The following is a 21,679-nucleotide window of genomic DNA, read 5'->3' on the forward strand; positions in this document are numbered from 1 at the left end:
GCGAAGAGGCAAACGCGGCGGTCGCTGCCGGCTCTCTACGCCGCCTCGACAGCCTTCTCCAGGTACTCCCTCACGGCCCTAGCCTTTGGGCAGCTCGGCCCACACGCGTGCGGCCATCTCATCGGCCTCGTCCTGTGGGGTCCCCGCCTGCACCAGGATGATCCCGCGGGAGTGGTCCGGGAATGTGATCTCCCGCATCTCCGTACCCAGCGGGCCCATCGGCTTATCCGACATGGCGGCCTCCCTTCGACGGCTGCCCCCAGACTAAAGGGACAACACGCACAAGACGAGGACCCTCCACCCGATGGACTACAACCCGGGTGTCAAAGACAGCCCGGCACTACTCTCAACAACCGGGGATGCTGAGCTGTACTGAGATTGGTGGAGTCCCCGATGACAGGGTTGCGGTCCCTGCGAAGGAGATCCACCAGCACCATGGCAGCACCGTAAATACCCGGACGAGCTCCGCGAGCGCGCGGTCTGCGAGGTCCGCATCACCGGCCGCCCGATCGCCCACGTCGCGAAGGACCTCGGCATCTATAAAGAGGCTCTGGCAGGTCGCGAACCACATGAGGACTGAACTGCCCTGGTTACGCTGGAGATGGCTCTGTGGAGACGCCGGATCAAGGCAGGCTCCGGCCTCATTCATCACAGCGACCGCGGGTCCCGATACGTGCCAATTCGGTATACCGACCGGCTCGCCGACATCGGTGCCGCCGCCTCCGTCGGCTCCGTGGCCGACTCGTACGATAACGCTATGGCCGGCGCTGAACGGCACCTTCAAGGCCGAGCTGATCGAGATGCAAGGGCCGTGGCGGGACTTCGACCAGGTCGAGCGGGCGACCTTCCAGTGGGTCACCTGGTACAACGAAGAACGTCTTCACTCCGCGCTCGAGTACGTACCGCCCGCCGCCGACGGCGCTCACCCCGGAGAGGAAGAGGACCTTCGACAAGCGGCTGCCCAACACCGAGCCGAAGCTCCGCGAGGTCTTTGCCAAGCTCCAGGCCAAGCACGGCACCGTCCTGGTGGTGGTGGACCCGCCTGCTTCCATAGGTGCACTGCCTCTGGCGGTGGCTCGTGACGCGGGCTGTCGTGTCGCCTATCTGCCGGGCCTGACGATGCGGCGGATCGCTGATCTCTACCCCGGCGAGGCCAAGACCGACGCTCGCGACGCCTATGTCATCGCGGACGCGGCCCGTTCGATGCCGCACACGCTGCGGGCCATCGAGGCGGCTGACGAGACCGTGGCCGAGCTGGAGATGCTGACCGGGTTCGACGATGACCTGGCCACCGAGGTGACACGGACCAAGAACCGCCTGAGGGACCTGCGGACACAGATCCATCCGCCGCTTGAGAAGGTCCGCGGCCCCCGCCTGGACCACCCTGCCGTGCTCGCCCTCCTCGAGCGCTTCGACTCTCCTGCCCTGCTGAGGAAGGCAGGGCGGCGCAAACTGGTCACGCTGCTGCGGCCGAAGGCCCCGCGGATGGCCGAGCGCCTGGTCGAGGACATCTTTACCGCGCTCGACGAGCAGACCGTGGTCGTCCCCGGCACCGACGCCGCCGCACTGATCATCCCCAATCTCGTCTCCAGCCTCGGCTCCCTGGTGGACCAGCGCAGACTCCTCGCAGCCCGGAATCGAGGAACTGCTATGGGCTCACCCTCTTTCCCCGGTCCTGATCTCGATACCTGGCATCGGGGTCAGGACCGCCGCCCGGATCCTCATCGACGTCGGCGACGGCAGTGGCTTCGCCACGGCCGGACACCTGGCCGCCTACGCCGGCCTGGCTCCGGTCACGCGCGCCTCCGGCTCCTCCATCCGCGGCGAACACCCCGCTCGGCGAGGTAACAAGCAGCTCAAACGCGCCTTCCACCTCGCCGCATTCGCCTCGCTCTCGCAACCGGAGTCACGGGCCTACTACGACAGAAAACGCCGCGAGGGGAAACACCACGTCGCAGCCCTGATCGCCCTCGCCAGACGCCGCATCGACGTGCTCTTCGCCATGCTCCGCGACGGCACCTTCTACGACCCGCCGACCCCTACCGCGGCTTGACGAAGGCCATAGGGGCACCTTTTCGTGCCCCGGCGGCATGCTGGTGGGCTCGCACGATGGTGGAGTCGACGGACACCATCCAGTCGACGGCCCCGGCCGCATCCGCCTTCGCCTGGGCGGCCCGCAGCATCCGGTCGAAGGTGCCGTCGGCAGCCCACCGGCGGAACCGGGTGCAAGGTGGCCCAGGACCCGTACCGCTCGGGCACGTCCCGCCAGGCGGACCCGGTCCGGAACTTCCACACGATTTCGTTCAGGACCATCCGGTCGTCCAGCCGTTTCCGCCCCGTCTCGGCATGGGGTAGCAGCGGCCGCACGAACTCCCACTCGGCGTCCGACAGTTCATGGCGACGTATCAGGCAAGATCGTTTGACGACACGCTCTAGGGTCGCCCTCGCGCCGGGGTGATGCGGCTGTGGACGCGGAACCGGGCGGGCGTGTCACCTGGAGCGGGGCGTAGGTCGACGGCGACCGGGCCGGCGAAGGTGTATCCCTGTTCGGCGGCATGACGGCACACCTGATGGACGAGGGCGGGTGCCACGGGCAGGGGGCTGTCGCAGAGCAGCCGGTGGATATCCGGGGGCAGTTCGATGACGAAGGCATTGGGCACGACGATGTGCTGCCGGCCGAAGATAAGGGCGTTGTCGTCGCACTGCCGCAGGAGTATTGCCACGACCTCGCCCGGCTTCGGCTTGGTCGGCAGCAGGTAGCACCGCACATTCGTTGCCCAGCGCTCCATGAGGCGTTCACTCGCGCGTAAGAACCTCATCGGGGGCTCCTGAGTCAGGCGGGCACATGGGGCGCCGAGCATCGCGGAAGCCCGCTGGAGCGGATCGACGATCCTCGCGTCGCGGCCTTGGGAAGGGTGCGGCAGGTGAAGCCGAGCTGGGTCATGGCCCGCAGGACCTCGCCCGCGCTGACGTCGCGGGGGTCTTGACGAGTGACGACCTGGCCGACCTGCTTGGCGGGGTAGTGGCGGCGCCCGACGATCACGGAGTCGCCAGTGACCGGCTCGGGCTTGATGCCCTTCATCGTCTCCAGCACGCCGTTCTTGGTCAGGTCGAACGGAAAGCGGGCGATGACACAGCGCATGATGCCTCACAGGGAGAGAGGGAAGGAAGAGGGGCCGGAGCCGGCCTCTGTAGGGGGTCGGGAACGGCCTGCTGACACCAGGCAGCCGACCCCGCCTGGCTACTGACACGAGGCGGCACACGGCCGCACAGCCGCTCGCGCCTGCTCGTCGGTCAGATGGCCGCAGGGGCGCCGAGCATCGCGGAAGCCTGCTGGAGCGGGCTGAGGGCGCGCGTGGGTGCGGCCGTCTGGGGAAGGCCGCGGCAGGTGAAGCCGAGCTGGGTCATGGCCCGCAGGACCTCGCCCGCGCTGAAATCGCGGCGGTCTTGGCGTGTGATGACCTGGCCGACCTGTTTGACGGGGTAGGTGCGGCGGCCGATGGTCACGGACTCGCCAGTGACCGGCTCGGGCTTGATGCCCGTCATGGATTGCAGGACGCCGGTCTTGGTGAGGTCGAAGGGGAAGCGGGCGATGACACAGCGCATGATGCCTCACAGGGAGAAGGAGGGGATGGTTCTGCCGCGGTGGGGCGGTTCAGCGGGCAAGGGCGAGGACGCCGAGAGCGCTGCCTTGTTCGTCGACAACAGGCAGGGCATCGAGCCGGCGGTAGCGCATGGCGTGCTCGGCTTCGGCCATCGTGGTCACGGGCGAGGTGAACGGCCCGCGGTCGCCGAGGATGTCGCGCAGCTGGACCCGGTCGGTGTAGGCGGAGCTGTCACGAACGGCGGTGAGCTGGGCCTGGGTGACCAGTCCGGTGCACAGGCCGTCGTTGTCGCAGATGAGCAGGTGCCCGACGCGGGCACTGGCCATGACGGACAGGGCCACCTCGACGGTCATGTCGTCACAGACCTGCGGTCCGGCGGTGTCCATGGCGTCGGCCACCGTCTTGTGCACGGGGGTGGCACTCGCCGAGCGGGGCTGCATCTGGACCAGCGTCAAAAGGTGCCTCCTGCAGAGATGGGTCAGTTTCCTGATCACGTGGTGCTCAGGCCGCCGCGTCAAAGGCGGACTGCCGCACGCTTACGCGGCGGGCACCCGAAGCGGGACTGCGTCGACCGCGGGAGGCCGCACTGCGCTTGCGCCGCTCGGGCGCCGGCGCGGTGATGGTGACGGGGATGCCGGAGGGGGTCTGGGCGCCGGTGATCCGGTTGAGGGCTTCATCGCCGGAGCGGACCTGGGTGGTCTGGGGCACGATGCCGGCGGCGGCCATGAGGCGGGTCATGTCGCGGCGCTGGTGGGGGGTGACCAGGGTGACGACGCTGCCGGACTCGCCCGCGCGGGCGGTGCGGCCGCCGCGGTGGAGGTAGTCCTTGTGGTCGGTCGGCGGGTCCACGTTGACGACGAGGTCAAGGTTGTCGACGTGGATGCCGCGGGCCGCGACGTTCGTGGCGACCAGCACGGTGACGTGCCCGGTCTTGAACTGGGCGAGGGTGCGGGTGCGCTGCGGCTGTGACTTCCCGCCGTGCAGGGCGGCCGCCCGTACTCCGCTGTTGAGGAGGTCCTGGGTGAGCCGGTCCACCGCGTGCTTGGTGTCCAGGAACATGATCACCCGGCCCTCGCGCGCCGCGATCTGCGTCGTCATCCGGTGCTTGTCGGCGCCGTGCACGTGCAGGACGTGGTGTTCCATCGTGGTGACCGCACCTGCGGACGGGTCCACGGAGTGAACGACGGGGTCGGTGAGGTAGCGGCGGACCAGGAGGTCGACGTTGCGGTCCAAGGTCGCGGAGAACAACATCCGCTGGCCCTCGGGGCGTACCTGGTCCAGGAGTGCGGTGACCTGCGGCATGAAGCCCATGTCGGCCATTTGGTCGGCCTCGTCGAGGACGGTGATCGCGACCTGGTTCAGCCGGCAGTCGCCGCGGTCGATGAGGTCCTTGAGCCGTCCTGGGGTGGCCACGACGACTTCGGTGCCACCCCGCAGCGCACCCGCCTGCTTGCCGATCGACATCCCGCCGACGACGGTGGCCAGACGCAACTTCACCGCTCTGGCGTAGGGGGTGAGGGCATCGGTCACCTGCTGAGCAAGTTCCCGGGTGGGGACCAGAATCAGGGCCAGCGGCTGGCGGGGTTCGGCGCGCTGTCCGGCGGTTCGGGCCAGTAGGGCCAGGCCGAAGGCGAGGGTCTTGCCGGAGCCGGTCCGGCCGCGGCCCAGGACGTCACGGCCCGCGAGGGTGTTCGGCAGGGTCGCGCCCTGGATCGGGAACGGCACCGCCACGCCCTGCGCGGTGAGCGCGGCCAGCAGCTCCCGGGGCATGTCGAGGTCGGCGAACGCCTCGACGGCGACCAGTGCGGGAGTGATCGTTTTCGGCAGGGCGAACTCGCCCGGGATGGCTGCGGGCCGGCGGCCGTAGCCGCCCGAGCGGCTCGGACCCCCGGAACGGCTCGGGGCGGACGGGCCGAAGCGGCTGCCCCGAACCGAACCAGCGGCGGAACCGAAAGCAGGGCCGCCGGTGCGGCGGCGGGAGCGGGAGGAGCGGTCGTTCGTACGTGTGGGGTTCATTGAGAACCTTCCTTGATACGGCACGTATCAAGGAATTCCCGCAGCGGGAGAGCAGCGCGGGGAATCACAAGAACGAGCCGAATGGAATGCGAAAGCGAACGGGGATCACGGGAAATCCGTGTCGGCGTAAGCGAAATTTCGTGATGGCACGCGGGGGTTCAATCCGGCGCATCGACGGGTACGGCCCCGAAGAGGTCGCGTCCCCTCACTATCATGTTCCCGCAGGTGCAATCACTGCGGAAATATATGCAGCTGGGGCCCGCACCCCGAGGGATGCGGGCCCCAGCTACGTATTACACGTCAGCGTCAGACGGACACGATGTTCTCGGCCGTCGGGCCCTTCTGGCCCTGCGCGATGTCGAAGGTGACCTTCTGGCCCTCCTGCAGCTCGCGGAAGCCCTGGGCGGCGATGTTCGAGAAGTGGGCGAACACGTCAGCGCCGCCACCATCCTGCTCGATGAAGCCGAAACCCTTTTCCGCGTTGAACCACTTCACGGTGCCAGCAGTCATTTCATATCTCCTTTGGGCAGTACACCGGAATCCGTACCGTACGGACGCCGTGTCGCCGCGATGATGCCCTGCCCGGAAAATGACCGGAAATACAAAGCGCTTCCGTTCGGCACATGGCCAGCGGGAGACGCTTGAAGTTTTTTGGGTACCAAAACTGCAACTGGGATCGACAGTAGCACGCCGTGGCGGCCCGCGTACGCTGAATAACTTCCTTCCGTTCATTGCGGGCAGAATTCTCCCCGCATCACGCGCCAAACCCTCCCCTGACGGCAATAGATACTGGCCCATCGGGAGCGCAGATCAAGGAAGACGGTTGCCGTTCACCACTCGAAGGATCATCTCTGCTGCACCCCTGATCCACCCCCGCCTCGGGTGGCTGAGCACGGCAGGAGATGCCGGGAACTCGGCCCCGCCAAGTCAGTCATGTGGCTGCCAGGACGATGGCCGTGTAGTGCGCAGTGAAGGCGGCGATGGTAAAGGCGTGGAAGACCTCGTGGAAGCCGAACCAGGCCGGTGACGGGTCGGGGCGCTTGAGTCCGTACACCACGGCGCCCGCCGTGTAGAGCAGACCACCGGCGATGACAAGTACGAGCACCGCGCTGCCCCCGGTGCGCGCGAAGTCGGGCAGGTAGAAGACGGCCACCCAGCCCAGCACCAGGTAGCACGGGGTGTACAGCCACCGGGGAGCCCCGATCCACAGCATGCGGAAGGCGATGCCGGCCAAGGCGCCTGCCCACACCACGGCCAGCAGCACCAGCTGCCGGCCCCAGGGCAGCAGCAGCACCGCCAACGGGGTGTACGTACCGGCAATGATCAGGAAAATGTTCGCGTGGTCCAGCCGCCGCAGGACCGCCTCCCCACGCGGACCCCAGCTCCCCCGGTGGTAGACCGCGCTGGTACCGAACAGCAGGCACGCCGACAGCGCATACACCGAGCAAGCAGCCACCGCCGCACCCGACCGCGAAACGGCGATCAGCACGATGCCGCCGACCAGCGCGAGAGGGAACACGCCCGCGTGCAGCCACCCGCGCATCCTCGGCTTCAGCGCAGCCGCCGCCCGCTCCACCCCACCTGCCGGGCCGGCGGCGCTCTGCCCGGCAGTCAGCCGGCCGGGTGTGCCAACAGGCGCGTTGAGTGCGGGAGTGCGCAGGGCGTCGGGCGTGGTGCCGGGGTGAGGCTGGGACTCCCGCCCGTGTGACGGCGGCTGAATCTCTTCGGCGATCATGCGCTCATATCCTGGAGTCGGCGGAAGAATGCGGCCCGTCACGTCGACCCGGACTGTAGGTCAACGGCCCGGGGCGGCTTCGCCGCCCGCCGTGGGGCGGGCACATCGAAGGCATCAGGGCCTTGATGACCTGGAGAACCTCATGTGCGCGTCAGATGTCGGCCGCCTGCCGGGCTGCGGCGCGGCGGTGTTCGGCGTTGATGCGCTGGGCTTCTGCGAGCTGGTCCTCAAGGATGACGATGCGGCAGGCCGCCTCGATGGGCGTCCCGTGGTCGACGAGCTCCCGGGCGCGGGCCGCTATCCGCAACTGGTAGCGGGAATAGCGGCGATGTCCACCCTCGGAGCGGAGCGGGGTGATCAGCTGGGCTTCGCCGATGGCGCGCAGGAAACCCTGCGTGGTGCCGAGCATCTCAGCGGCCCGGCCCATCGTGTAGGCGGGGTAGTCGTCGTCATCGAGACGGCCGAACGAGTCGTCTGCTGTCATTGCACCTCTCTGGGAAACCGCACTGAGGGGCCCTGGTGCCATATGGCACCAGGGCCCCGAAGGAACTGCCACACCATCTGCCGGCCCTAGAAGTACACCGGCCTTCTGTTTCCGCCCACCCAACCGACATGCAGTCGGGGGCGCGGGGATCGCGGATGCGTGACCGGAGACCACCTCACTAACGATGTCCTGCGGTACCCGGGCTCACGATGTCCGCCCGGGCGATCCTGATGGCGCTTCGCTCCTCCGTTCTTCCCTCGATGATCAACTGCTTGCCAAACAGGAGGGACTGCAACTGCTGGTACTGCTCTCCTGCGTACTGCTGGTGATGCGAACTGCTCAGTGACCTGCCACAGCGCCACTTTCCGGCAGCCAGCCCCGTCGCCCGTCCTGCGTCTGCTCTGGCTTAGAACCCCACTGCCGAACCTCCCGGCGCGCGCGTCCGCAGCCGACGCCTTCACCGAGGTACCGCTCACTGACTTCACTGCTGGGCACTGCGCACTGCACCTACAGGTACTACTCACGGCGGCCCCTCATCACTGCGGGCCACCCGGTCCGGCCGTCAGCCCCGTCGCCGTCCTGCAACCGCTCTGGCTCCGGAACTCCACCGCCGCACCGTCCTGCGCACTGCAACCAGCTGTACTGCGGATACTGCTGCCGGCAGTTCGTCCCTGCCAGGCCCTGCTGTCTCTCTGGGCTACGGGAGAAACAATAACCACGCCACTGCTCAATGTCTACTCCGGCCAACACAGATTTTTGGGTCTGGACGGTGAGGTAGTCGACCCCGACAGCAACGCGGACAGAGTGCGAGGCGTCGGCCCCGGCGGACCGGTCCACGACCCCCCGGCCACCCCACCCTGCCGCCACCCATGCGGTACACGTCCCAACCCGCCGGTACGGCCCTCGGGTGCCGTTCTTCACCGGGGCGTCCGGTGGCTCACCAGGGCAGATGCCAGGACCGGGGATTGCCTGTTGCCGCAAGACGACGGAGGGTGACATTCGTGGGAGTGATCCGGGGGATGTCTATGGCGGAGTACCGCCTCACGCTGGCCCGCATCGTGCGCGTCGGCCGACTCACCACGCATGTGGCGCTGAACGCGTGGGCTCACGGCCAGATCACCGCGCCCGTGGACACCTTCGCCCTGATGGAGATCAGCGTTGCAGGATCCGCGCTTCCGTGAGCACCGTTGGCTGATCATGGGCACCGTCCGAGCACATCCGGGTGATCATGAGCACTGACTCAACGACCTGCCCCGGGTCGCGGGGGCAGATTGCCGAGGCGACGTACAACTTCAGTGCAGCCCAGTACGTTGACGCCTTCTGCGACCTCGGTGCCCTAATTCGCCAAGAACCAGGTTCGAACCGGCCCACACGCAGTGAAGGCCCGGTGGATACCGGGCCTTCATGTCTGAGTAGCGGGGACAGGATTTGAACCTGCGACCTCTGGGTTATGAGCCCAGCGAGCTACCGAGCTGCTCCACCCCGCGTCGGCACGGTGAACTGTACGGCACCGACCCGGATCGCCCCAATCGGCTTTCGCCTGCCCTCGGACTGAGCCTGATTGCTCATGATCGACCGACATGGCCACTGCTCACCCATCCGGATTCTGACGTTCCCGCATGAACCAGTGCTCACGGAATTGCGGATCCTGCACAGCGGCCTGTCCCGGCAAGAGCTGTGCGGGGCGGTGTTCGAAGTCCTCGCCAACACCGCCACCGCCACCGATGCGGACGTCGCCCCGCACGGATGGCGGCTCCTGGCCCTCGGTGACGGCGAGCCCCACCCCGCGGTCGTGCGCCCGTGGAGCGGCGTGGCCACCTGACCGGGAGTGCCCGCACTCCACCGCGGCCCGCACCCGGCACACCGGCCAGCCCTTTTGGAGCCCAGACCTCTCCCAGACTATTACCGGAAGGAGGTGTCGCCGTCCCGTACCGGCTTGCCCTCCCCGCCCGACCAGCAACAGCGCCAGGGCTGCGGAGACGGGCGTTGCTACCTTCGGCGCACCGCTCGGTGCACCGGTGGCGGTTACCCTCCAAGCCACCGTCCAGACCACCGTGGGAGCTACCCGCGCCAAGCAGTGCCCGCAACCCGGGCGACGTCGAACCTTAGGACAGCATTAGGGCCCGCCACCCGAGCAGGGTCCCGGGTGGCGGGCAAGCCGCCCCGGCAGGGGCTTGCCCACGTGCACGCTCGGCTTGCCCGCAGGTCAGCTCCGGAAACGGGCAAGCCAGCCGCCGGCCCTGCGCGCGGCTTCGGCGGCGGCTGCCGCCTCTTCCTGCTCGCGGCGTTCGCGTTCGGCCTGCTCGGCCTGGAGCGCGGCGACCCTGGCGTGGCTTTCGCAGTTCTCGCACAGCGTCGGATGCCACCTGGACGTGGCCTTGGGGTAGTTGTCGGCCGCTTCCCAGCGGTCGTCGGGGAACTTGTCTCCGCATTCCGCGCAGGCCGGGCGTTTGGCTTCGCGTTTGGCTGCTCTCTGCTCGGCCTTGCGTTGCTGTTCGGCCTCGTACGCGGCCTGACGGGCGATTTGCGCCGCGCGGGCGCGGGCGTGGGCGGCGTCTTTGCGGGGGTTGCCGATGGCGTCGGTGAGGGTCTGCATGTCGGTCCGGCCGAAGCGCTGGAAGACGGCTCCGGCCGGGCCGTGCTTGCGCAGGTTGTTCAGCCCGGTCGCGATGATGGGGATCTTCTGGTCGTACCGGTGATAGCCGTCGCGATCCCACTGGCCCTGCCACAGGTGACGTGTCAGGTCGGCCAGGCGGGGGACGGTGCGGTCCGGGTTGCGGTCGCCGACGCGGTGGAAGACCAGCAGCACCGGCGGGTGCGGCACGTCGTACCCGAGTTGGCCGTCCGGGGCCGGCCAGCGGGTCCGCCACATCGGCCGCTCCTGGCCGTCGGTGTCCTTCACCTGCCGTTGGAAGAACCGCGCGTACTTCTCCAGCTTGTCCGCAAGTTCCTCCTCGCTCTCGTGGCAGTTGTCGACCTCGACGAACAGCAACGGCACCCCGTCCTGCCGGGCGGTCACCACGATGTCGGCCTGGACGCCGCCCCGGCCCGGCACGTTCCACGACCCCGTTCGCCGGCAGCGGGACCTCGGTGGCGTAGGAGGCGAGGCTGCCGATCCCGCCCGGCGCAGCGACGGCGGCGCGGGCCGCCGTGAGCGCTTCGGGCGGCTCGCCCGTGAGCCGGGTCAGGTCCGGTTTCGGGCGGAGCAGGGCGATGACGGTCTCGTTGACGGACAGGGCGTGTGCGGCTCCGCTGCTGCCCGCGCCGCGGGCCGGGCCGCCCATCTCCGACAGCGGGCGGCGTAGTTCGTGGGAGGCGGCTTCCAGGCCCGTGACGGTCAGGTTGCGCAAGGTCTCGGCGCCCTTGGTGGTACCGCCGTTCTCGGACAGGCCGTGCCTGCGCAGATCCGACAGCGCGCCGGCGTGCGCGGCCGTGCGGGCCGTCTTCTGCTCGGCCGGGGTCTCCTTGTCCGTGTGCCGGAACGACAGGTGCGGTGCAGCGATCCGCTGGATCTGATCAGTCGTGGCGACCTTCAACACACCCAGCACGCGCAGCACATCACCGCGCAGATCATTCGACGAACCCGCCGGATTCGTGATCCGTCTGCCCGCCATCAGCCCCGCCCCCCTTCCAGCGCGGCCGGCCCCCGGCCGGACGCCCCACCCACCGGGCCACCCGGCCCCGGAGGTCCCCGGCGGGCACCCGGCCCCCGGGAACCCGAGGATCTCCTCCCCCACTGACACAGAGGGAACAAGAGGGTTGTGACGGTCCGGGAAGCGCACGGATTCCCGGACCGACCAGTGGTTTTCCCTCCGTCCCGGGTACGCGGCACTCAAGTGGGGACCCAAGGAGGTCCCCAAGCGGCCCCCACAGGAACCCGGGGCGGCTTGCCCAACACGGGCAAGCCGACCGATCCCCCACAGCCACAGCCACCGCCGAAGGGCGGTGACCCGCCTCCCGCTACACCAGGGGACCGGTCTGCCCAACAGAACAACGAAGCAGGTACAGGCAACACGGCGACACTCATTCCTCCAGCCCGCACAGCGGCCGGGACAGACGGCAGGGTCTACAGCCGCGCGCATCCAGCACCCACGCAGCACCACCACCGTGCACACCGACCCCTTGACCGCAGCCTGACCCGCCACCGGCCTGCCATGTCCGCTATGCCCCTGGACCACCCCTTGACCGGCCGGTATGTCCAGGTGGTGAGGCAGACCAGCGCCGCGGCGCCGGACACCGCCGCGGCGAGCCCAGCACAAGGAACTCCTCGCGAAGCCAGCGGCCTGTGCCAGATGCTGATCCGCGGCGGTCTGGCCGCCCATGGTCCACTCGTCGGTCCAGTGGGTCGCGTCGAAGTAGTCGTACTCGGCCTCACGGCCGGCCTGACGGTGCATGATGAGCTGCCCCTGAGGGCCATCTGCTCTCTGTCTGGGGCGAGCGGTCGAGAGGTCAAGGTTTTTGCTGTCCCCCTTTGACGCCCCGCGAGTGGTTCCGGTTGTCTCACCGGCTACACATCGGTGACGTCCCGGGGCGTCGCCGGGTGGAGGGGGTCGACGTCCTCCATGAAACTCAACATCCGGGCGTTGACGAGGTCGGGGTGGTCGATCTGCGGCCCGTGTCCGGTCGCGGCGACGATCTCGGCGCGGGCGCCGGGAATCACCCGAGGAACGCGTTCGAGCTGACGCTTCGGGTGCACCAGCAGGCTGCGCTTACCCATGATCAGGTAGAACGGCGTCCGGATGGAGCCCAGCTCGGCGTCGGACAGCGGCAGTGGAGCGGGACGGCGTATCCGGAAGGCCTTCACGCCGGCCTGGATCCAGGCGCGCAGATCCGGATCGGATATGACCGGCTGTTCCAGCCACTTGGCCAGAGCCGGGCGCAGCCGCTTGGGAGCGAAGGTGGCGAAGAGGCTGGCGAAGATCCAGACGAAGAAGCGGAGCCCCACCTTCTCCAGCCCGCCCGGGTCGAGGGCGGTGACGGAGACGAGCCGTTCGGGCCGGCGGTGGACCTGGTTGATGACGAGCCAGCCGCCGTAGGAGGAGCCGACGAGGTGGACCTTGTCGAGGCCGAGGGCGTCGAGGGCCTCGTCCATCCACTGGGCGGCCCGGTCGGGTTGCCACATCGGCGCGCGGTGGATGCTGCGGCCCGGGTCGCCGGGGGTGTCAAGGGCATAGACGGGGCGATCGGCGCTGAGCGCGGCTGTGTTGGGGTACCACATCGCGGAGCAGCCGCCCGAGCCGTGGATCAGGACGACCGGCGTGCGGGACTCGGCCGCCGGGTCCGCGGGGCCGTACCGGTAGACGTGAGTCGTCCCGAAGCTCGTCTCCACGTCGGTCTCGGAGCGGATCGGTGCGCCCTTCGCGTAAAGCACGTCGCAGGCGGCGAAGTAGCGGTCGCGCAACTGGTCGTTGACGTAGCGCCCTATGTCGCGGCGCGTTCCGGGCGTGTTCTCGGGCATGGGCACCTCCGTGAGATCCGCTCTTTATGATACGATCGTATCATATTGGTGATACGGCGGTACCATGAAAGGAGCCCTCGAGCCGGCCCAGACGGCGAACAGGGATCCCACCCACCCCCACCACGGCCGGAGACACCCACGGATGCCCAAGCGCGTGGACCACGATGAACGCCGCACCCAGATCGCTGAAGCACTCATCCAGGTCGCAGGGCGGCAGGGCCTGCACGCGGTCGGCATGCGCGACGTCGCCGCCGAGGCGGGCGTCTCACTGCGCCTGGTGCAGTACTACTTCCAGACCAAGGAAAAGCTGCTCTTCCACGGCCTCCAACACCTGACCGACCGCTTCACCGCCCGCGTTGGCGCCCGCCTCGCCGCTGCCGGCCAAGACCCGGGCCCCCGCGCGACCATCGAGGCTCTGCTGCTGGCCTCGCTGCCGACCGACGAGGAGAGCCGAATCTTCCACCTTCTCTACAGTTCCTACTCGATCCTGTCCGTGACCGACGAGGCCCTCGCCGCCCAGCCGTTCATCGACAACCCTGACGCCGCCGAGAATGCCCTCACCCAACTGATCCGACAGGCACAGGAGGCGGGCCAAGCCGATGCTGGAGCCGACGCTCGCACTGAGGCGATCAGCCTGCTTGCCATGACGGCAACCATGGGCACCAGCATCCTTGTCGGACAGCGCACGCCGGAGTCTGCCATCGCGGCACTCCAGTACCACCTCGACAGGATCTTCAATCGCAGGCAGACCTCGCCTACGACCCGGTGACTTCCGTTCTCGGCTTCACCGGCATAAGCCTGAGTGCTGTTGAGCTGAGACATCAGCTCGCGGTTGGTGGCCCGAGTGGCTGCCAGATCCTCGTCGCGTTCACCAAGCCGCGAGTTGAGCTCCGCAACCTGCGGCTCGAGGTGGGTCAGCTCCTCATCGAGGGCGTCGGCGTCGTGAAAGCTCCGAGCCCAGCAGCCTGCCAGGCCTCCTGACCGAGGACATGGGACAGCCGTTGTTCGAGCTCGACGAACCGCTGGCCCGGGCGGGTGCGTCGGCGAGGTTAGCCCGGTCGGCCTGGAGGAAGCGGCGACTGACCTCGGGCCCCGAGGGGCCCGCCGACGGTTGCACAGCGCGGGCCAGTACGGCGGCGTGGAGTTCGCCGTGCCGGTAGATCAGTTGCGGTGCACGTGCGCCAGGCGCGCAACGACAGACAAGGCGACCTTCAGCCTGTCGCAGGTCAGTCGTCGAAGGCGGCCAGGACGCGGCAGCGTCCGCGGCCTGATTCGTCGGCGCATGCCTTCGCGAGCCGGTCGGCAGGCAGCGGCCAGCTAACGCTTCCCGTCCTAGCCGGATACCGCTCGCGGCAGAACGGATGACGGCCTACCTCGTGGCTCAGCTCGGAACATTGAACGGCCTTCGGCGAGGGACCACACACTCGGAGTGCGCTCAGCCAGGCAGTTTCGCTGCGTAGATCCAGTCGAAGCCGTCGTATCCGGGGCCGTCGAGATGTTCTGCCCGCATCAGGCCGGCACGTACCGCCACGCGCTGAGAGGCAGCGTTAGCCGGTCGGACTCGGGCGATCAGCGGGAGGTCGGTAACGTGGCGCGATACCCAGTCGGTCACTGCGGTCGCCGCCTCGCTGGCGAAGCCCTGACCCCATGCCGAGGCGGCGAAACGGTAGAAGAGGTTGAGAACCTTCATGCCATTCAGGTCCATGGGCTTGACCCCGCAGAACCCCAATTGCCGGGCAGAGTTGTGGCGTCGGACAACCCAGTACCCGTATCCGCAGCTCTGCCATCGGTTGTTCCAGCGCCGATAGAGCTCCTCGGCCTCTTCGGGCCGAGCGAGGGCGTCAGAGGGATTGTGCAGGCAGGTTGCGGGGTCACTGTGGATCGCGAAGATTGCATCGATGTCGGCTTCGGTCGGACGCCGCAGTGATAGTCGGGCGGTCGACAGCTCTTCGCCTGCCAGGCTCCATTCGCTCATACGAAGATCGTAGAGCCATGAAGACGGCGGCGATGTGGAGTCCGGTGAGGTAGATAGTGGCGGACTCGCTCCCGGCCTCAGCCGTTCACTACAGCCCCCACACACCCGCCCTCCGGGCCGCCCGGCACCGTAACGCTGGCCCAGGCTCAGCACCAGCGTCACCCAGAACCGGAGATATGGAACAGGCACTGAGTCGCGCTGCGGCGTTGTTCAGCCCTGTGACCTGCGCAAAGAGTTCAATTCGCGACGGTCTTGAACGCCGACTTCTTGTCTGCAGCGTCCTCTGGCGAGCGGGCTGACCGGCAGAGGCAGCTCGCTCTGCAGCCACAGGCCGGCCCGTACGGCGTGGCCGTAGCGCAGTGGCAGGCGTGGTATCCCGTCCGGATCGGTGAGTAGGTTCGTCTGTTCCTCGAGGGCGGTGAGTTCCGGCGGCAGCGGAACGCGGGTGCGGTAGAGGCGGTGAGTAGCCGCTACTTACCGGTCGGCAGGAGTGTCGGGGGCGGTGAGTTCCCGGCAGTGGACAGTGAGGGCTTCCTGCACGATGCGGTGGTCCAGGCCCGGGGCGCGGGACTTGCCATGGAGGGTGTGGGCGAGGTGGCGGCGGGCTTCGGCCAGCAGGTGCCGGCGGCGGAACCGGGCCCGCTTCATCACCGCCACGACCCCGGTGACGTACCCGGCCGCCGCAGACACGTCCACAACAACGCCGTGCAGGCGGGCGCGGATGACCGCTGCGGCGGCACGGGCCCGGGCCAGCAGGCCGTCGATGAGGGCCGCGCCGAAGCGGCGTACCGCATCGGCCCGCCAGCGGGCCCGCAGGCGGTGCAGCGGCTGCGCTTGGTGGCTTGGGCGGGCGGGTCTGCCGTGCGGCAATCCGGTTCAGCGCGGTACGGGTCGCTTCCGTCACCACGGGACGGCACGCGGGCGTTCCATCGTCCGCTTCGATGGCGGCGGTGGTGGCGGTGGTGGTGGTGAGGTAGTCGCGTTCCAGCTCGGTCCGGCGCTCATCGATGTCCCGGCCGCGCACAGTCATCCAGTGGATCAGCCCATGGGGAATGCCAGCGAGTTCCATCACCGGCCTGCGCCCTGGCGTGACGGTGCGGGGCTCGGTCGCCAGCCCCAACGCCTGACAGACCTCGGTCATCACCAGTTCGTTGAACAGCGCCGACCAGGCGACGGTGTTCTCAAAGAACACCGGGGTGTGGGCCGATCCCCACGCGCCGTCCGGGCGACGGCACTTGACCGACACCAGCAGATGAACATGCAGCAACGGGGTGCCCGCCCGCGAGGTGTAGTGCCGGAACGCAGCCGCGACCAGGCCTCCGGGAGGATGCGCCTGGTGAGCCCCGGCCTTTCCCCACCGCACCGCCGCGTCGCGTTCGACCTCGTCCAGGACCGGTTCGATCGCGCAGTCGACAGCAGCCTCGATCAGCCGCCGCGTCACCTCATCCCCCAGCGCCCACAGCACCTGCACCGACCCGGGCGGCCGGAACACCAGATCCACGCCCGTGCGCTTCACCGCCCGGCCCAGCGCCCCCGCCCGCCGCGCCACCGCGGGCGGGTCACCGGCCGCGAGCCGGGCGGCTTCGAGTGCATCGGCGTCGGGGTGCCGGGCCTGCCCGAACAACCGGCGAAGCTGCGGCTCCGTCACTATCCCGCCTGGCACCAAACCCAGGGCGGCAAGGCCCCGGCCGGTCCAGCGCCCCGCCGGCACCCCCGCCCCCACCTGCGCCGCCCGCAGGCCCATTCCTGCCGGGCGCGTGGTGTCGCCGGTCACGACATGCCGCAGGTAGTGCCGGTACATCTGGCCCGCACTGATCAAGGCGATATCCATCACCGAGCCAGCCCACACCAGCCAAGCCGGGGGCAAGCCGTCTGCGGCGGGGGCGTTCCGCACGGTGGGACGGCACAGGCAGGGGCATCCAGCGCCTCCCGCCACACGGGCGGGTCGAAGCCGGTAGGGACGCAACCGCCGCCGGCCAGGCGCGGCGGCCAGTGTCACCGCTCTCCGGTAGGACGGGTGCCCGGTGCCTGCCCGGTCGGCGCCGTCAACGCGGCATCGGGCCGCCGCCGACTAGGCAGGCATCATCAGGCTACGGGCCGACCGCTTGGCCCACAGGCCCGGAGCTGGGCAGCACCCCGCAGACAGTGCAGGACCTGCCCCGGTCCATCACCACCAACACCTCGGGCACGTAGGCGGCAGGCCCCGGCCATGTCCACCACGAGGGCGCGTATCCCGACCCATGTCACCGCAGCAGCAGCGCGGATCTTCCGAGAGCTCATGGATTCCACCCCTGATGCCACACGCCGCGGCGCAGGATCTCCTTACAGCTACCACCCGTGCTGTTCACTGGATCAATGGAGGGGGATGGAGCACCACACCCTTGCCACGCTCCTCACCCCTGGCCTCACCGAGCTGCGCATGACTTCGCGTAGCTCGGGGGTGCCGATCTACCGACGGACAGCATGCAAGATGGCCGCGTTCACATCAAATTCACCAGGGTCGGCACCAGTCGCGAACAGCACGGTGAACGCGGCGGACGCGACGCCGAAGTGGACGGCGGTCGTCGTGGTCAGCCCCGTGCCGCTGAGGGTGACACCGGATCCCGCATCGGTTGGCCCCTGGGCCGGGGAAAGGCCAGTGAGGACCGGCGACCCCACGTAGCTGTAGATGACGGAGTTGCTGGTGCCACCTGGGGTGGTGACGGTGACGGCGACGGCACCCGTTCCTGCCGGGGCGACGGCGGTGATCTGCGTGGGCGAGTTGACGGTGTAGGTGGTGGCGGCCGTACTGCCGAACCTGGGGCAGGCGCGCGCTGGGCTGCTTCCGCCAGGCGGTGCTCGTCCTGCGCTGGTTCATCGACGGCACCCGCCTTTCCCAACTCGCCCGCGACAACGGCCTGTCGGCATCCACCACCTACCGCTACCTCCACGAGGGGCTGACCGTTCTGGCAGCCGGGGCACCGGACCTCGCGACCGCACTGGAGCGCGCGAAGGCAGCCGGGCTGGCGCATCTGAACCTCGACGGCACTGTCATCCGCACCGACCGCGTCGCCGCCCCAGGCCCCAACGGCGCAGACCTCTGGTGGTCCGGAAAACACAAGCACCATGGCGGGAACGTACAGGTCATCGCCACCCCGGACGGCTGGCCGATCTGGGTCTCACCGGTCCGCCCGGGCAGGGAGCACGACACCACCTGCGCCCGCCACCACGGCCTGACCGACGCCCTCAACCGGATCGCCGCCGAGCTGGACATGGCAACCCTCGTCGATCTCGGCTACGAGAACGCCGGCGACGGCTTCCGCCACCCACACAAAAAGCCCGCCGGTGGCGAGCTGACCGAGGCCCAGCAGACCTACAACAAGGTCATCCGCGGCATCCATGGGGTCTGCGAGCGCGCCAACTCCCTGCTCAAGACCACCTTCAAGGCCCTGCGCCGGGTCAGCCTCGACCCAGCCGCATCACGAGGATCGCCGCCGCAGCCCTCGTCCTGCTCCAGCTGGAGTACGACCGCACCATCTGATCAATCACAGAGCGTCATGATCCGTTACTGGCAAAGACTCAGTGTGTCGAGGTAGTCCGGAGCGACGCCTGCCCCACCGTTCCCGTCCGCGACAGCAAGAACCCTCCCGGCCCGGTCGTGACCATTGGCGCGGACGCCTGGACAGCCTTGTGGACAGCCTTCGCCAGCCCCCGGGGTAGAGGTGCGTCGAACCTGGTCACGGGGCATGGAACGTGGTCACGGCCAGAGCCTTGTCCACCCGAGCGGCGGCCAGGTCGTCGTGGCGGATCACGAAACTCGTGCAGTACTCCTCGTAGACCCGTGCTTCACTGGCGAGCGATATCCATTCGCTCGTCAGCCGGTGCTTCTCCTCCTCCACGTGGGAATACCAGCTCGCAATCGGGATGGCGGGGATCTCGCCTGCCTTCTCGCGTCCCGCGAGGGTCTGCTCCGCGATGCTGTTGATCACTTCATCATCGGCATACCCGCCGATGACGAGGTAGGCGCTGGACGACCAGAGGCCGTAGGCCAGAGACCGAAGTTCGCCCAAGTGCGGCAGTTCACGCTCCATGTACCGGGCCAACCGCTGCTGGAAGGGTGACATGTCGTCCCACTCGAGATCCTCCCAGAACTCGTGCCAGTCCTCGTCCTCGCTCTCCTCAAGCCAAAGGGGGAGATCGGCTCTGAGCTCGGCGCAGACGTCGATCCGCTCGCCGACACGCACGGAGTCAGGGGCTTTCGCAACCGCGGTTTCGGTGCCGTCCGGTACATACACGACTCGCGCGTACCTCCCGGATTCGTCCTCGTGGTCCATCTCCTGGTCCACGAAGAAGAGCAGCGTCCCGTCCACCGGCAGGTCGAAGCCGTCGACCCTCGGCAGCGCCCCACACTCGACGGAAAGAAGCAACGGCAACGGATTGTCCCCGGCGGACGGCCACTTCATGCCCACCGGCAGCCGGGGCAACCCACCGAAGTGCCCGACCGGAGAACCATAGCCACCCCCGAACAATCCGATCGCCAAACGAAGGTGCTGGCTGAACCTGCTGATCTCGGCGTCCGGGATGCCCAACTCAAGCGCTGCACGACGAAACTCTCCCTGGTGATCCACACCCGAGAAGATAAACCCTTACCAACTCGACTCTGCCATAGGGTATTAGAAGGTGTTGTCTTTCCGAAGGCGGTAGCTGTGTTTCCGCTGGTCAGGCATGAGATCGGTGCTTCGGCGGGAGGGATGGCGTGTCGTGTCGTCTCTTCGGGTGGGGTGCCGGATGCCGTCGGTGATGGGGTTGTTGGAGGAGCGGGAGCGTGCTGCCCGCCAGAGGGTGGAGATCCTGCAGGCCGAGCTGCGGGACGCTGAAGCCACGTGGCAGCGATTCGTGACCGCTCGCGAGACGGTCGGCCAGGTCCTGGCGGAACCGCGCGGACGCGAGAATGCACCTGTTGCCACGTCCGACGAACGGCCCTTGCCGGTGGCGGGTGCGGTGCCCGGTTCGGTGGTGCCGGCATGGCGGGCGGGCCTCGACCCGGCGGTGCTGGCGCCGGACTACCGGCGGCTCATGGACATCCTGGCCCGCCGGGACGGGGAGGCGATGGACTGCCGGCAGCTCGCGACGGCGCTCGGGCTCGCGCCGGTGCCGGCGAAGGTCGAGGGCGTGCGGTCGAAGGCCAAGCGCCTGGTCGTGCGGGGCTGGCTGGTCGAAGAGAATCCCGGGATGTTCAGCGTCCCCGCCGGGCGAGCCGGCGGCTCATGACCATGCTCATCGACCAGTGGATCATCGCCTCCGAACTGTCGGTGCGGGTCTCGTAGTCGCGGGCCAGGCGGCGGGAGCGCATCAGCCACGCGAACGTCCGCTCCACCAGCCACCTTTTGGGCAGCACGGTGAACCCGCGGGTGTCGTCGGTGCGCTTGACCACGGTCAGCGCGATCCGCCACGCAGCGCGGGCGACGTCGATCAGCTGACCGGTGTAACCGCCGTCCGCCCAGCCACGCGAGATGCGCCAATGCCGCTCGCGCAGCCGGGCCAGCAGACCGCCAGCGGCCTCACGGTCGGTCACCGAAGCGGCCGTGAACATCACGACCAGTAGCAGCCCGAGGGTGTCCACCACGATGTGGCGCTTGCGTCCGTTGACCTTCTTCCCGCCGTCAAAGCCCCTACTGGCGGCTGGAACCGACGCCGCCCCTTTGACCGACTGCGCGTCGATGACGCCCGCGGTCGGTTCTGGATCGCGGCCGTCGACCTGGCGGACGCGGTCGCGCAGCCGGTCGTGCCACTCGGCGATCAGGCCCTGGTCCCGCCACCGTCGCCAGAACGCGTAGACGCGGTCCCACGCGGGGAAGTCCGCGGGCATCGACCGCCACGTGACACCGCCCGCGACCAGGTAGCGGACCGCGTCAAGCATCTGCCGATGGCAGTAGCCCTCCGGCCGGCCGCCCCGGCCCTCCATCCGCCCCGGCACCGGCAGCAGCTCGCGCACCGCCGCCCACTCCGCGTCCGTCATGTCGGAGGGATACTTCGGCCTCCTGTACGGGCGATCCGCGGCGTTCCCGAACCGGTGCGCGAGACAGTCACACGACAGAGGAAGCGAGTTGGACTCTGCCGCTACCGGAACGCAAGACTGCGGCACAGGGCCTCCTGTTGCTCACTTGGATTCGACACCCATGAGCTGTGCAGGAGGCCCTACCCTCATGCCCGGACATCCGGAAGATCACCCGACCGAGTCGCCACACTCGAACCGATGCTCACCATGATCGATAGAGAAACGGCTTCTAAGGCGCTCGATCGCGTCGTCCTGCGTGTCGTAGCCGGCCTCTTCACGCTGCTTACCGAGAGCGTCCCGGAACCGAATCGTGTACGGGTGCGGGCAACGGGTCGGCCTGGAACAACCGCACTCCTTGAAGAAGGACCC

Annotated in this window: 20 protein-coding genes, 1 tRNA gene and 7 pseudogenes; 8 read left to right on the forward strand and 20 right to left on the reverse strand. The window is 68.5% G+C overall.

Annotation, left to right across the window (positions count from 1 at the left end; all coding sequences use genetic code 11):
• Positions 1–78 precede the first annotated feature (78 nt).
• Positions 79–234, reverse strand: a complete 156-nt coding sequence (locus B085_RS50090; RefSeq protein ID WP_018560463.1) for a hypothetical protein — start codon at positions 232–234, stop codon at positions 79–81.
• A gap of 566 nt (positions 235–800) precedes the next feature.
• Between B085_RS50090 and B085_RS51970 the strand changes: the two are divergent.
• Positions 801–848, forward strand: a pseudogene (locus B085_RS51970) (hypothetical protein); the annotation flags it as partial.
• 73 nt (positions 849–921) lie between these two features.
• A pseudogene (locus B085_RS43110) lies at positions 922–2,053 on the forward strand (IS110 family transposase); the annotation flags it as partial.
• On the opposite strand, the gene B085_RS47185 reads toward B085_RS43110, so the two are convergent.
• The 9 genes and pseudogenes from B085_RS47185 to B085_RS0120585 form a co-directional block, all read right to left on the reverse strand.
• On the reverse strand, positions 2,023–2,409 hold the full coding sequence (locus B085_RS47185; protein ID WP_086020717.1) for a transposase: 387 nt from the start codon (positions 2,407–2,409) through the stop codon (positions 2,023–2,025). The pseudogene B085_RS43110 and the gene B085_RS47185 sit on opposite strands and share 31 nt — an antisense overlap.
• A 23-nt stretch (positions 2,410–2,432) precedes the next feature.
• Entirely contained in the window at positions 2,433–2,819 is a 387-nt protein-coding gene (locus B085_RS50095; RefSeq protein ID WP_018560465.1) for an FhaA domain-containing protein, read from the reverse strand.
• 27 nt (positions 2,820–2,846) lie between these two features.
• A pseudogene (locus B085_RS43115) lies at positions 2,847–3,142 on the reverse strand (SCO5918 family protein); the annotation flags it as partial.
• Between the two features lie 152 nt (positions 3,143–3,294).
• The gene (locus B085_RS0120560) at positions 3,295–3,606 is read right to left on the reverse strand and encodes an SCO5918 family protein (RefSeq protein ID WP_018560466.1); all 312 of its coding nucleotides are present in this window, start codon (positions 3,604–3,606) and stop codon (positions 3,295–3,297) included.
• A 49-nt stretch (positions 3,607–3,655) separates the two neighbouring features.
• Positions 3,656–4,060: a CBS domain-containing protein gene (locus tag B085_RS0120565; protein ID WP_018560467.1), complete on the reverse strand. Its 405-nt coding sequence runs from the start codon at positions 4,058–4,060 to the stop codon at positions 3,656–3,658.
• Between the two features lie 46 nt (positions 4,061–4,106).
• A complete protein-coding gene (locus tag B085_RS0120570) occupies positions 4,107–5,621 on the reverse strand; it encodes a DEAD/DEAH box helicase (protein WP_018560468.1) in 1,515 nt (504 codons plus the stop codon).
• 306 nt (positions 5,622–5,927) lie between these two features.
• Positions 5,928–6,131: a cold-shock protein gene (locus B085_RS0120575; protein WP_018560469.1), complete on the reverse strand. Its 204-nt coding sequence runs from the start codon at positions 6,129–6,131 to the stop codon at positions 5,928–5,930.
• A 421-nt stretch (positions 6,132–6,552) separates the two neighbouring features.
• On the reverse strand, positions 6,553–7,356 hold the full coding sequence (gene trhA, locus B085_RS43120) for a PAQR family membrane homeostasis protein TrhA (protein WP_026251267.1): 804 nt from the start codon (positions 7,354–7,356) through the stop codon (positions 6,553–6,555).
• A gap of 151 nt (positions 7,357–7,507) precedes the next feature.
• Positions 7,508–7,840: a MerR family transcriptional regulator gene (locus B085_RS0120585; protein WP_018560471.1), complete on the reverse strand. Its 333-nt coding sequence runs from the start codon at positions 7,838–7,840 to the stop codon at positions 7,508–7,510.
• Between the two features lie 1,019 nt (positions 7,841–8,859).
• On the opposite strand from B085_RS0120585, the gene B085_RS49410 reads away from it, so the two are divergent.
• Positions 8,860–9,021, forward strand: a complete 162-nt coding sequence (locus tag B085_RS49410) for a hypothetical protein (RefSeq protein ID WP_158689784.1) — start codon at positions 8,860–8,862, stop codon at positions 9,019–9,021.
• Positions 9,022–9,253: 232 nt separating this feature from the next.
• Here the strand turns inward: B085_RS49410 and B085_RS0120595 are convergent.
• Positions 9,254–9,327: transfer RNA gene (locus B085_RS0120595), tRNA-Met, on the reverse strand.
• A 140-nt stretch (positions 9,328–9,467) separates the two neighbouring features.
• Here B085_RS0120595 and B085_RS0120600 point away from each other — a divergent pair.
• Positions 9,468–9,662, forward strand: coding sequence for a hypothetical protein (locus B085_RS0120600; RefSeq protein WP_018560473.1), 195 nt, complete (start codon positions 9,468–9,470; stop codon positions 9,660–9,662).
• 384 nt (positions 9,663–10,046) lie between these two features.
• On the opposite strand, the gene B085_RS50895 is transcribed toward B085_RS0120600, so the two are convergent.
• The 3 genes and pseudogenes from B085_RS50895 to B085_RS0120610 all read right to left on the reverse strand — a co-directional run bounded on the left by B085_RS50895 (position 10,047) and on the right by B085_RS0120610 (position 13,298).
• On the reverse strand, positions 10,047–10,838 hold the full coding sequence (locus B085_RS50895) for a hypothetical protein (protein WP_420706615.1): 792 nt from the start codon (positions 10,836–10,838) through the stop codon (positions 10,047–10,049).
• A 1,278-nt stretch (positions 10,839–12,116) separates the two neighbouring features.
• Positions 12,117–12,231, reverse strand: a pseudogene (locus B085_RS51975) (SAM-dependent methyltransferase); the annotation flags it as partial.
• Between the two features lie 116 nt (positions 12,232–12,347).
• Positions 12,348–13,298 (reverse strand): alpha/beta fold hydrolase, encoded by a 951-nt coding sequence (locus tag B085_RS0120610; protein ID WP_018560476.1) that lies wholly within the window; start codon positions 13,296–13,298, stop codon positions 12,348–12,350.
• Positions 13,299–13,440: 142 nt separating this feature from the next.
• Here B085_RS0120610 and B085_RS0120615 point away from each other — a divergent pair, with 142 nt between their 5' ends.
• On the forward strand, positions 13,441–14,067 hold the full coding sequence (locus B085_RS0120615) for a TetR/AcrR family transcriptional regulator (protein WP_018560477.1): 627 nt from the start codon (positions 13,441–13,443) through the stop codon (positions 14,065–14,067).
• A 666-nt stretch (positions 14,068–14,733) separates the two neighbouring features.
• Here B085_RS0120615 and B085_RS0120625 read toward each other — a convergent pair.
• From B085_RS0120625 to B085_RS50100, 4 genes and pseudogenes are all read right to left on the reverse strand, one after another.
• The gene (locus B085_RS0120625) at positions 14,734–15,273 is read right to left on the reverse strand and encodes a GNAT family N-acetyltransferase (protein WP_026251268.1); all 540 of its coding nucleotides are present in this window, start codon (positions 15,271–15,273) and stop codon (positions 14,734–14,736) included.
• A 474-nt stretch (positions 15,274–15,747) separates the two neighbouring features.
• Complete coding sequence (locus B085_RS50900; RefSeq protein WP_018560480.1) at positions 15,748–16,143, reverse strand: hypothetical protein; 396 nt, start codon at positions 16,141–16,143, stop codon at positions 15,748–15,750.
• Positions 16,144–16,168: 25 nt separating this feature from the next.
• Positions 16,169–17,104, reverse strand: a pseudogene (mobF, locus tag B085_RS51980) (MobF family relaxase); the annotation flags it as partial.
• A 617-nt stretch (positions 17,105–17,721) separates the two neighbouring features.
• Positions 17,722–17,931: an IPT/TIG domain-containing protein gene (locus B085_RS50100; protein ID WP_018560481.1), complete on the reverse strand. Its 210-nt coding sequence runs from the start codon at positions 17,929–17,931 to the stop codon at positions 17,722–17,724.
• Between the two features lie 146 nt (positions 17,932–18,077).
• Here B085_RS50100 and B085_RS43140 point away from each other — a divergent pair.
• Both B085_RS43140 and B085_RS50905 read left to right on the forward strand, forming a co-directional pair.
• Positions 18,078–18,793: pseudogene (locus B085_RS43140) on the forward strand (HARBI1 family protein); the annotation flags it as partial.
• A 27-nt stretch (positions 18,794–18,820) separates the two neighbouring features.
• Positions 18,821–18,898 (forward strand): annotated as a pseudogene (locus tag B085_RS50905) (DUF397 domain-containing protein); the annotation flags it as partial.
• A gap of 91 nt (positions 18,899–18,989) precedes the next feature.
• Here the strand turns inward: B085_RS50905 and B085_RS0120645 are convergent.
• Positions 18,990–19,880: a DUF1963 domain-containing protein gene (locus B085_RS0120645; protein WP_026251269.1), complete on the reverse strand. Its 891-nt coding sequence runs from the start codon at positions 19,878–19,880 to the stop codon at positions 18,990–18,992.
• A gap of 160 nt (positions 19,881–20,040) precedes the next feature.
• Here B085_RS0120645 and B085_RS0120650 point away from each other — a divergent pair, with 160 nt between their 5' ends.
• Positions 20,041–20,523, forward strand: coding sequence for a hypothetical protein (locus B085_RS0120650; protein WP_026251270.1), 483 nt, complete (start codon positions 20,041–20,043; stop codon positions 20,521–20,523).
• Here the strand turns inward: B085_RS0120650 and B085_RS0120655 are convergent.
• Complete coding sequence (locus B085_RS0120655; protein WP_018560484.1) at positions 20,489–21,271, reverse strand: IS5 family transposase; 783 nt, start codon at positions 21,269–21,271, stop codon at positions 20,489–20,491. The two genes, B085_RS0120650 and B085_RS0120655, sit on opposite strands and share 35 nt — an antisense overlap.
• Positions 21,272–21,679: the final 408 nt, after the last annotated feature.

The sequence above is a fragment of the Streptomyces sp. BoleA5 genome, assembly GCF_000373665.1.
GTDB lineage: Bacteria > Actinomycetota > Actinomycetes > Streptomycetales > Streptomycetaceae > Actinacidiphila.

Bases quoted from the DNA above. Each gene is read 5' to 3' on its own strand.
- B085_RS50090 (WP_018560463.1), bottom strand. From the start codon at position 234: ATGTCGGATAAGCCGATGGGCCCGCTGGGTACGGAGATGCGGGAGATC.
- B085_RS50095 (WP_018560465.1), bottom strand. From the start codon at position 2,819: ATGAGGTTCTTACGCGCGAGTGAACGCCTCATGGAGCGCTGGGCAACG.
- B085_RS0120560 (WP_018560466.1), bottom strand. From the start codon at position 3,606: ATGCGCTGTGTCATCGCCCGCTTCCCCTTCGACCTCACCAAGACCGGC.
- B085_RS0120570 (WP_018560468.1), bottom strand. From the start codon at position 5,621: ATGAACCCCACACGTACGAACGACCGCTCCTCCCGCTCCCGCCGCCGC.
- B085_RS0120575 (WP_018560469.1), bottom strand. From the start codon at position 6,131: ATGACTGCTGGCACCGTGAAGTGGTTCAACGCGGAAAAGGGTTTCGGC.
- trhA (WP_026251267.1), bottom strand. From the start codon at position 7,356: ATGATCGCCGAAGAGATTCAGCCGCCGTCACACGGGCGGGAGTCCCAG.
- B085_RS0120585 (WP_018560471.1), bottom strand. From the start codon at position 7,840: ATGACAGCAGACGACTCGTTCGGCCGTCTCGATGACGACGACTACCCC.
- B085_RS49410 (WP_158689784.1), top strand. From the start codon at position 8,860: ATGTCTATGGCGGAGTACCGCCTCACGCTGGCCCGCATCGTGCGCGTC.
- B085_RS0120610 (WP_018560476.1), bottom strand. From the start codon at position 13,298: ATGCCCGAGAACACGCCCGGAACGCGCCGCGACATAGGGCGCTACGTC.
- B085_RS0120615 (WP_018560477.1), top strand. From the start codon at position 13,441: ATGCCCAAGCGCGTGGACCACGATGAACGCCGCACCCAGATCGCTGAA.
- B085_RS0120625 (WP_026251268.1), bottom strand. From the start codon at position 15,273: ATGAGCGAATGGAGCCTGGCAGGCGAAGAGCTGTCGACCGCCCGACTA.
- B085_RS0120650 (WP_026251270.1), top strand. From the start codon at position 20,041: ATGCCGTCGGTGATGGGGTTGTTGGAGGAGCGGGAGCGTGCTGCCCGC.
- B085_RS0120655 (WP_018560484.1), bottom strand. From the start codon at position 21,271: ATGACGGACGCGGAGTGGGCGGCGGTGCGCGAGCTGCTGCCGGTGCCG.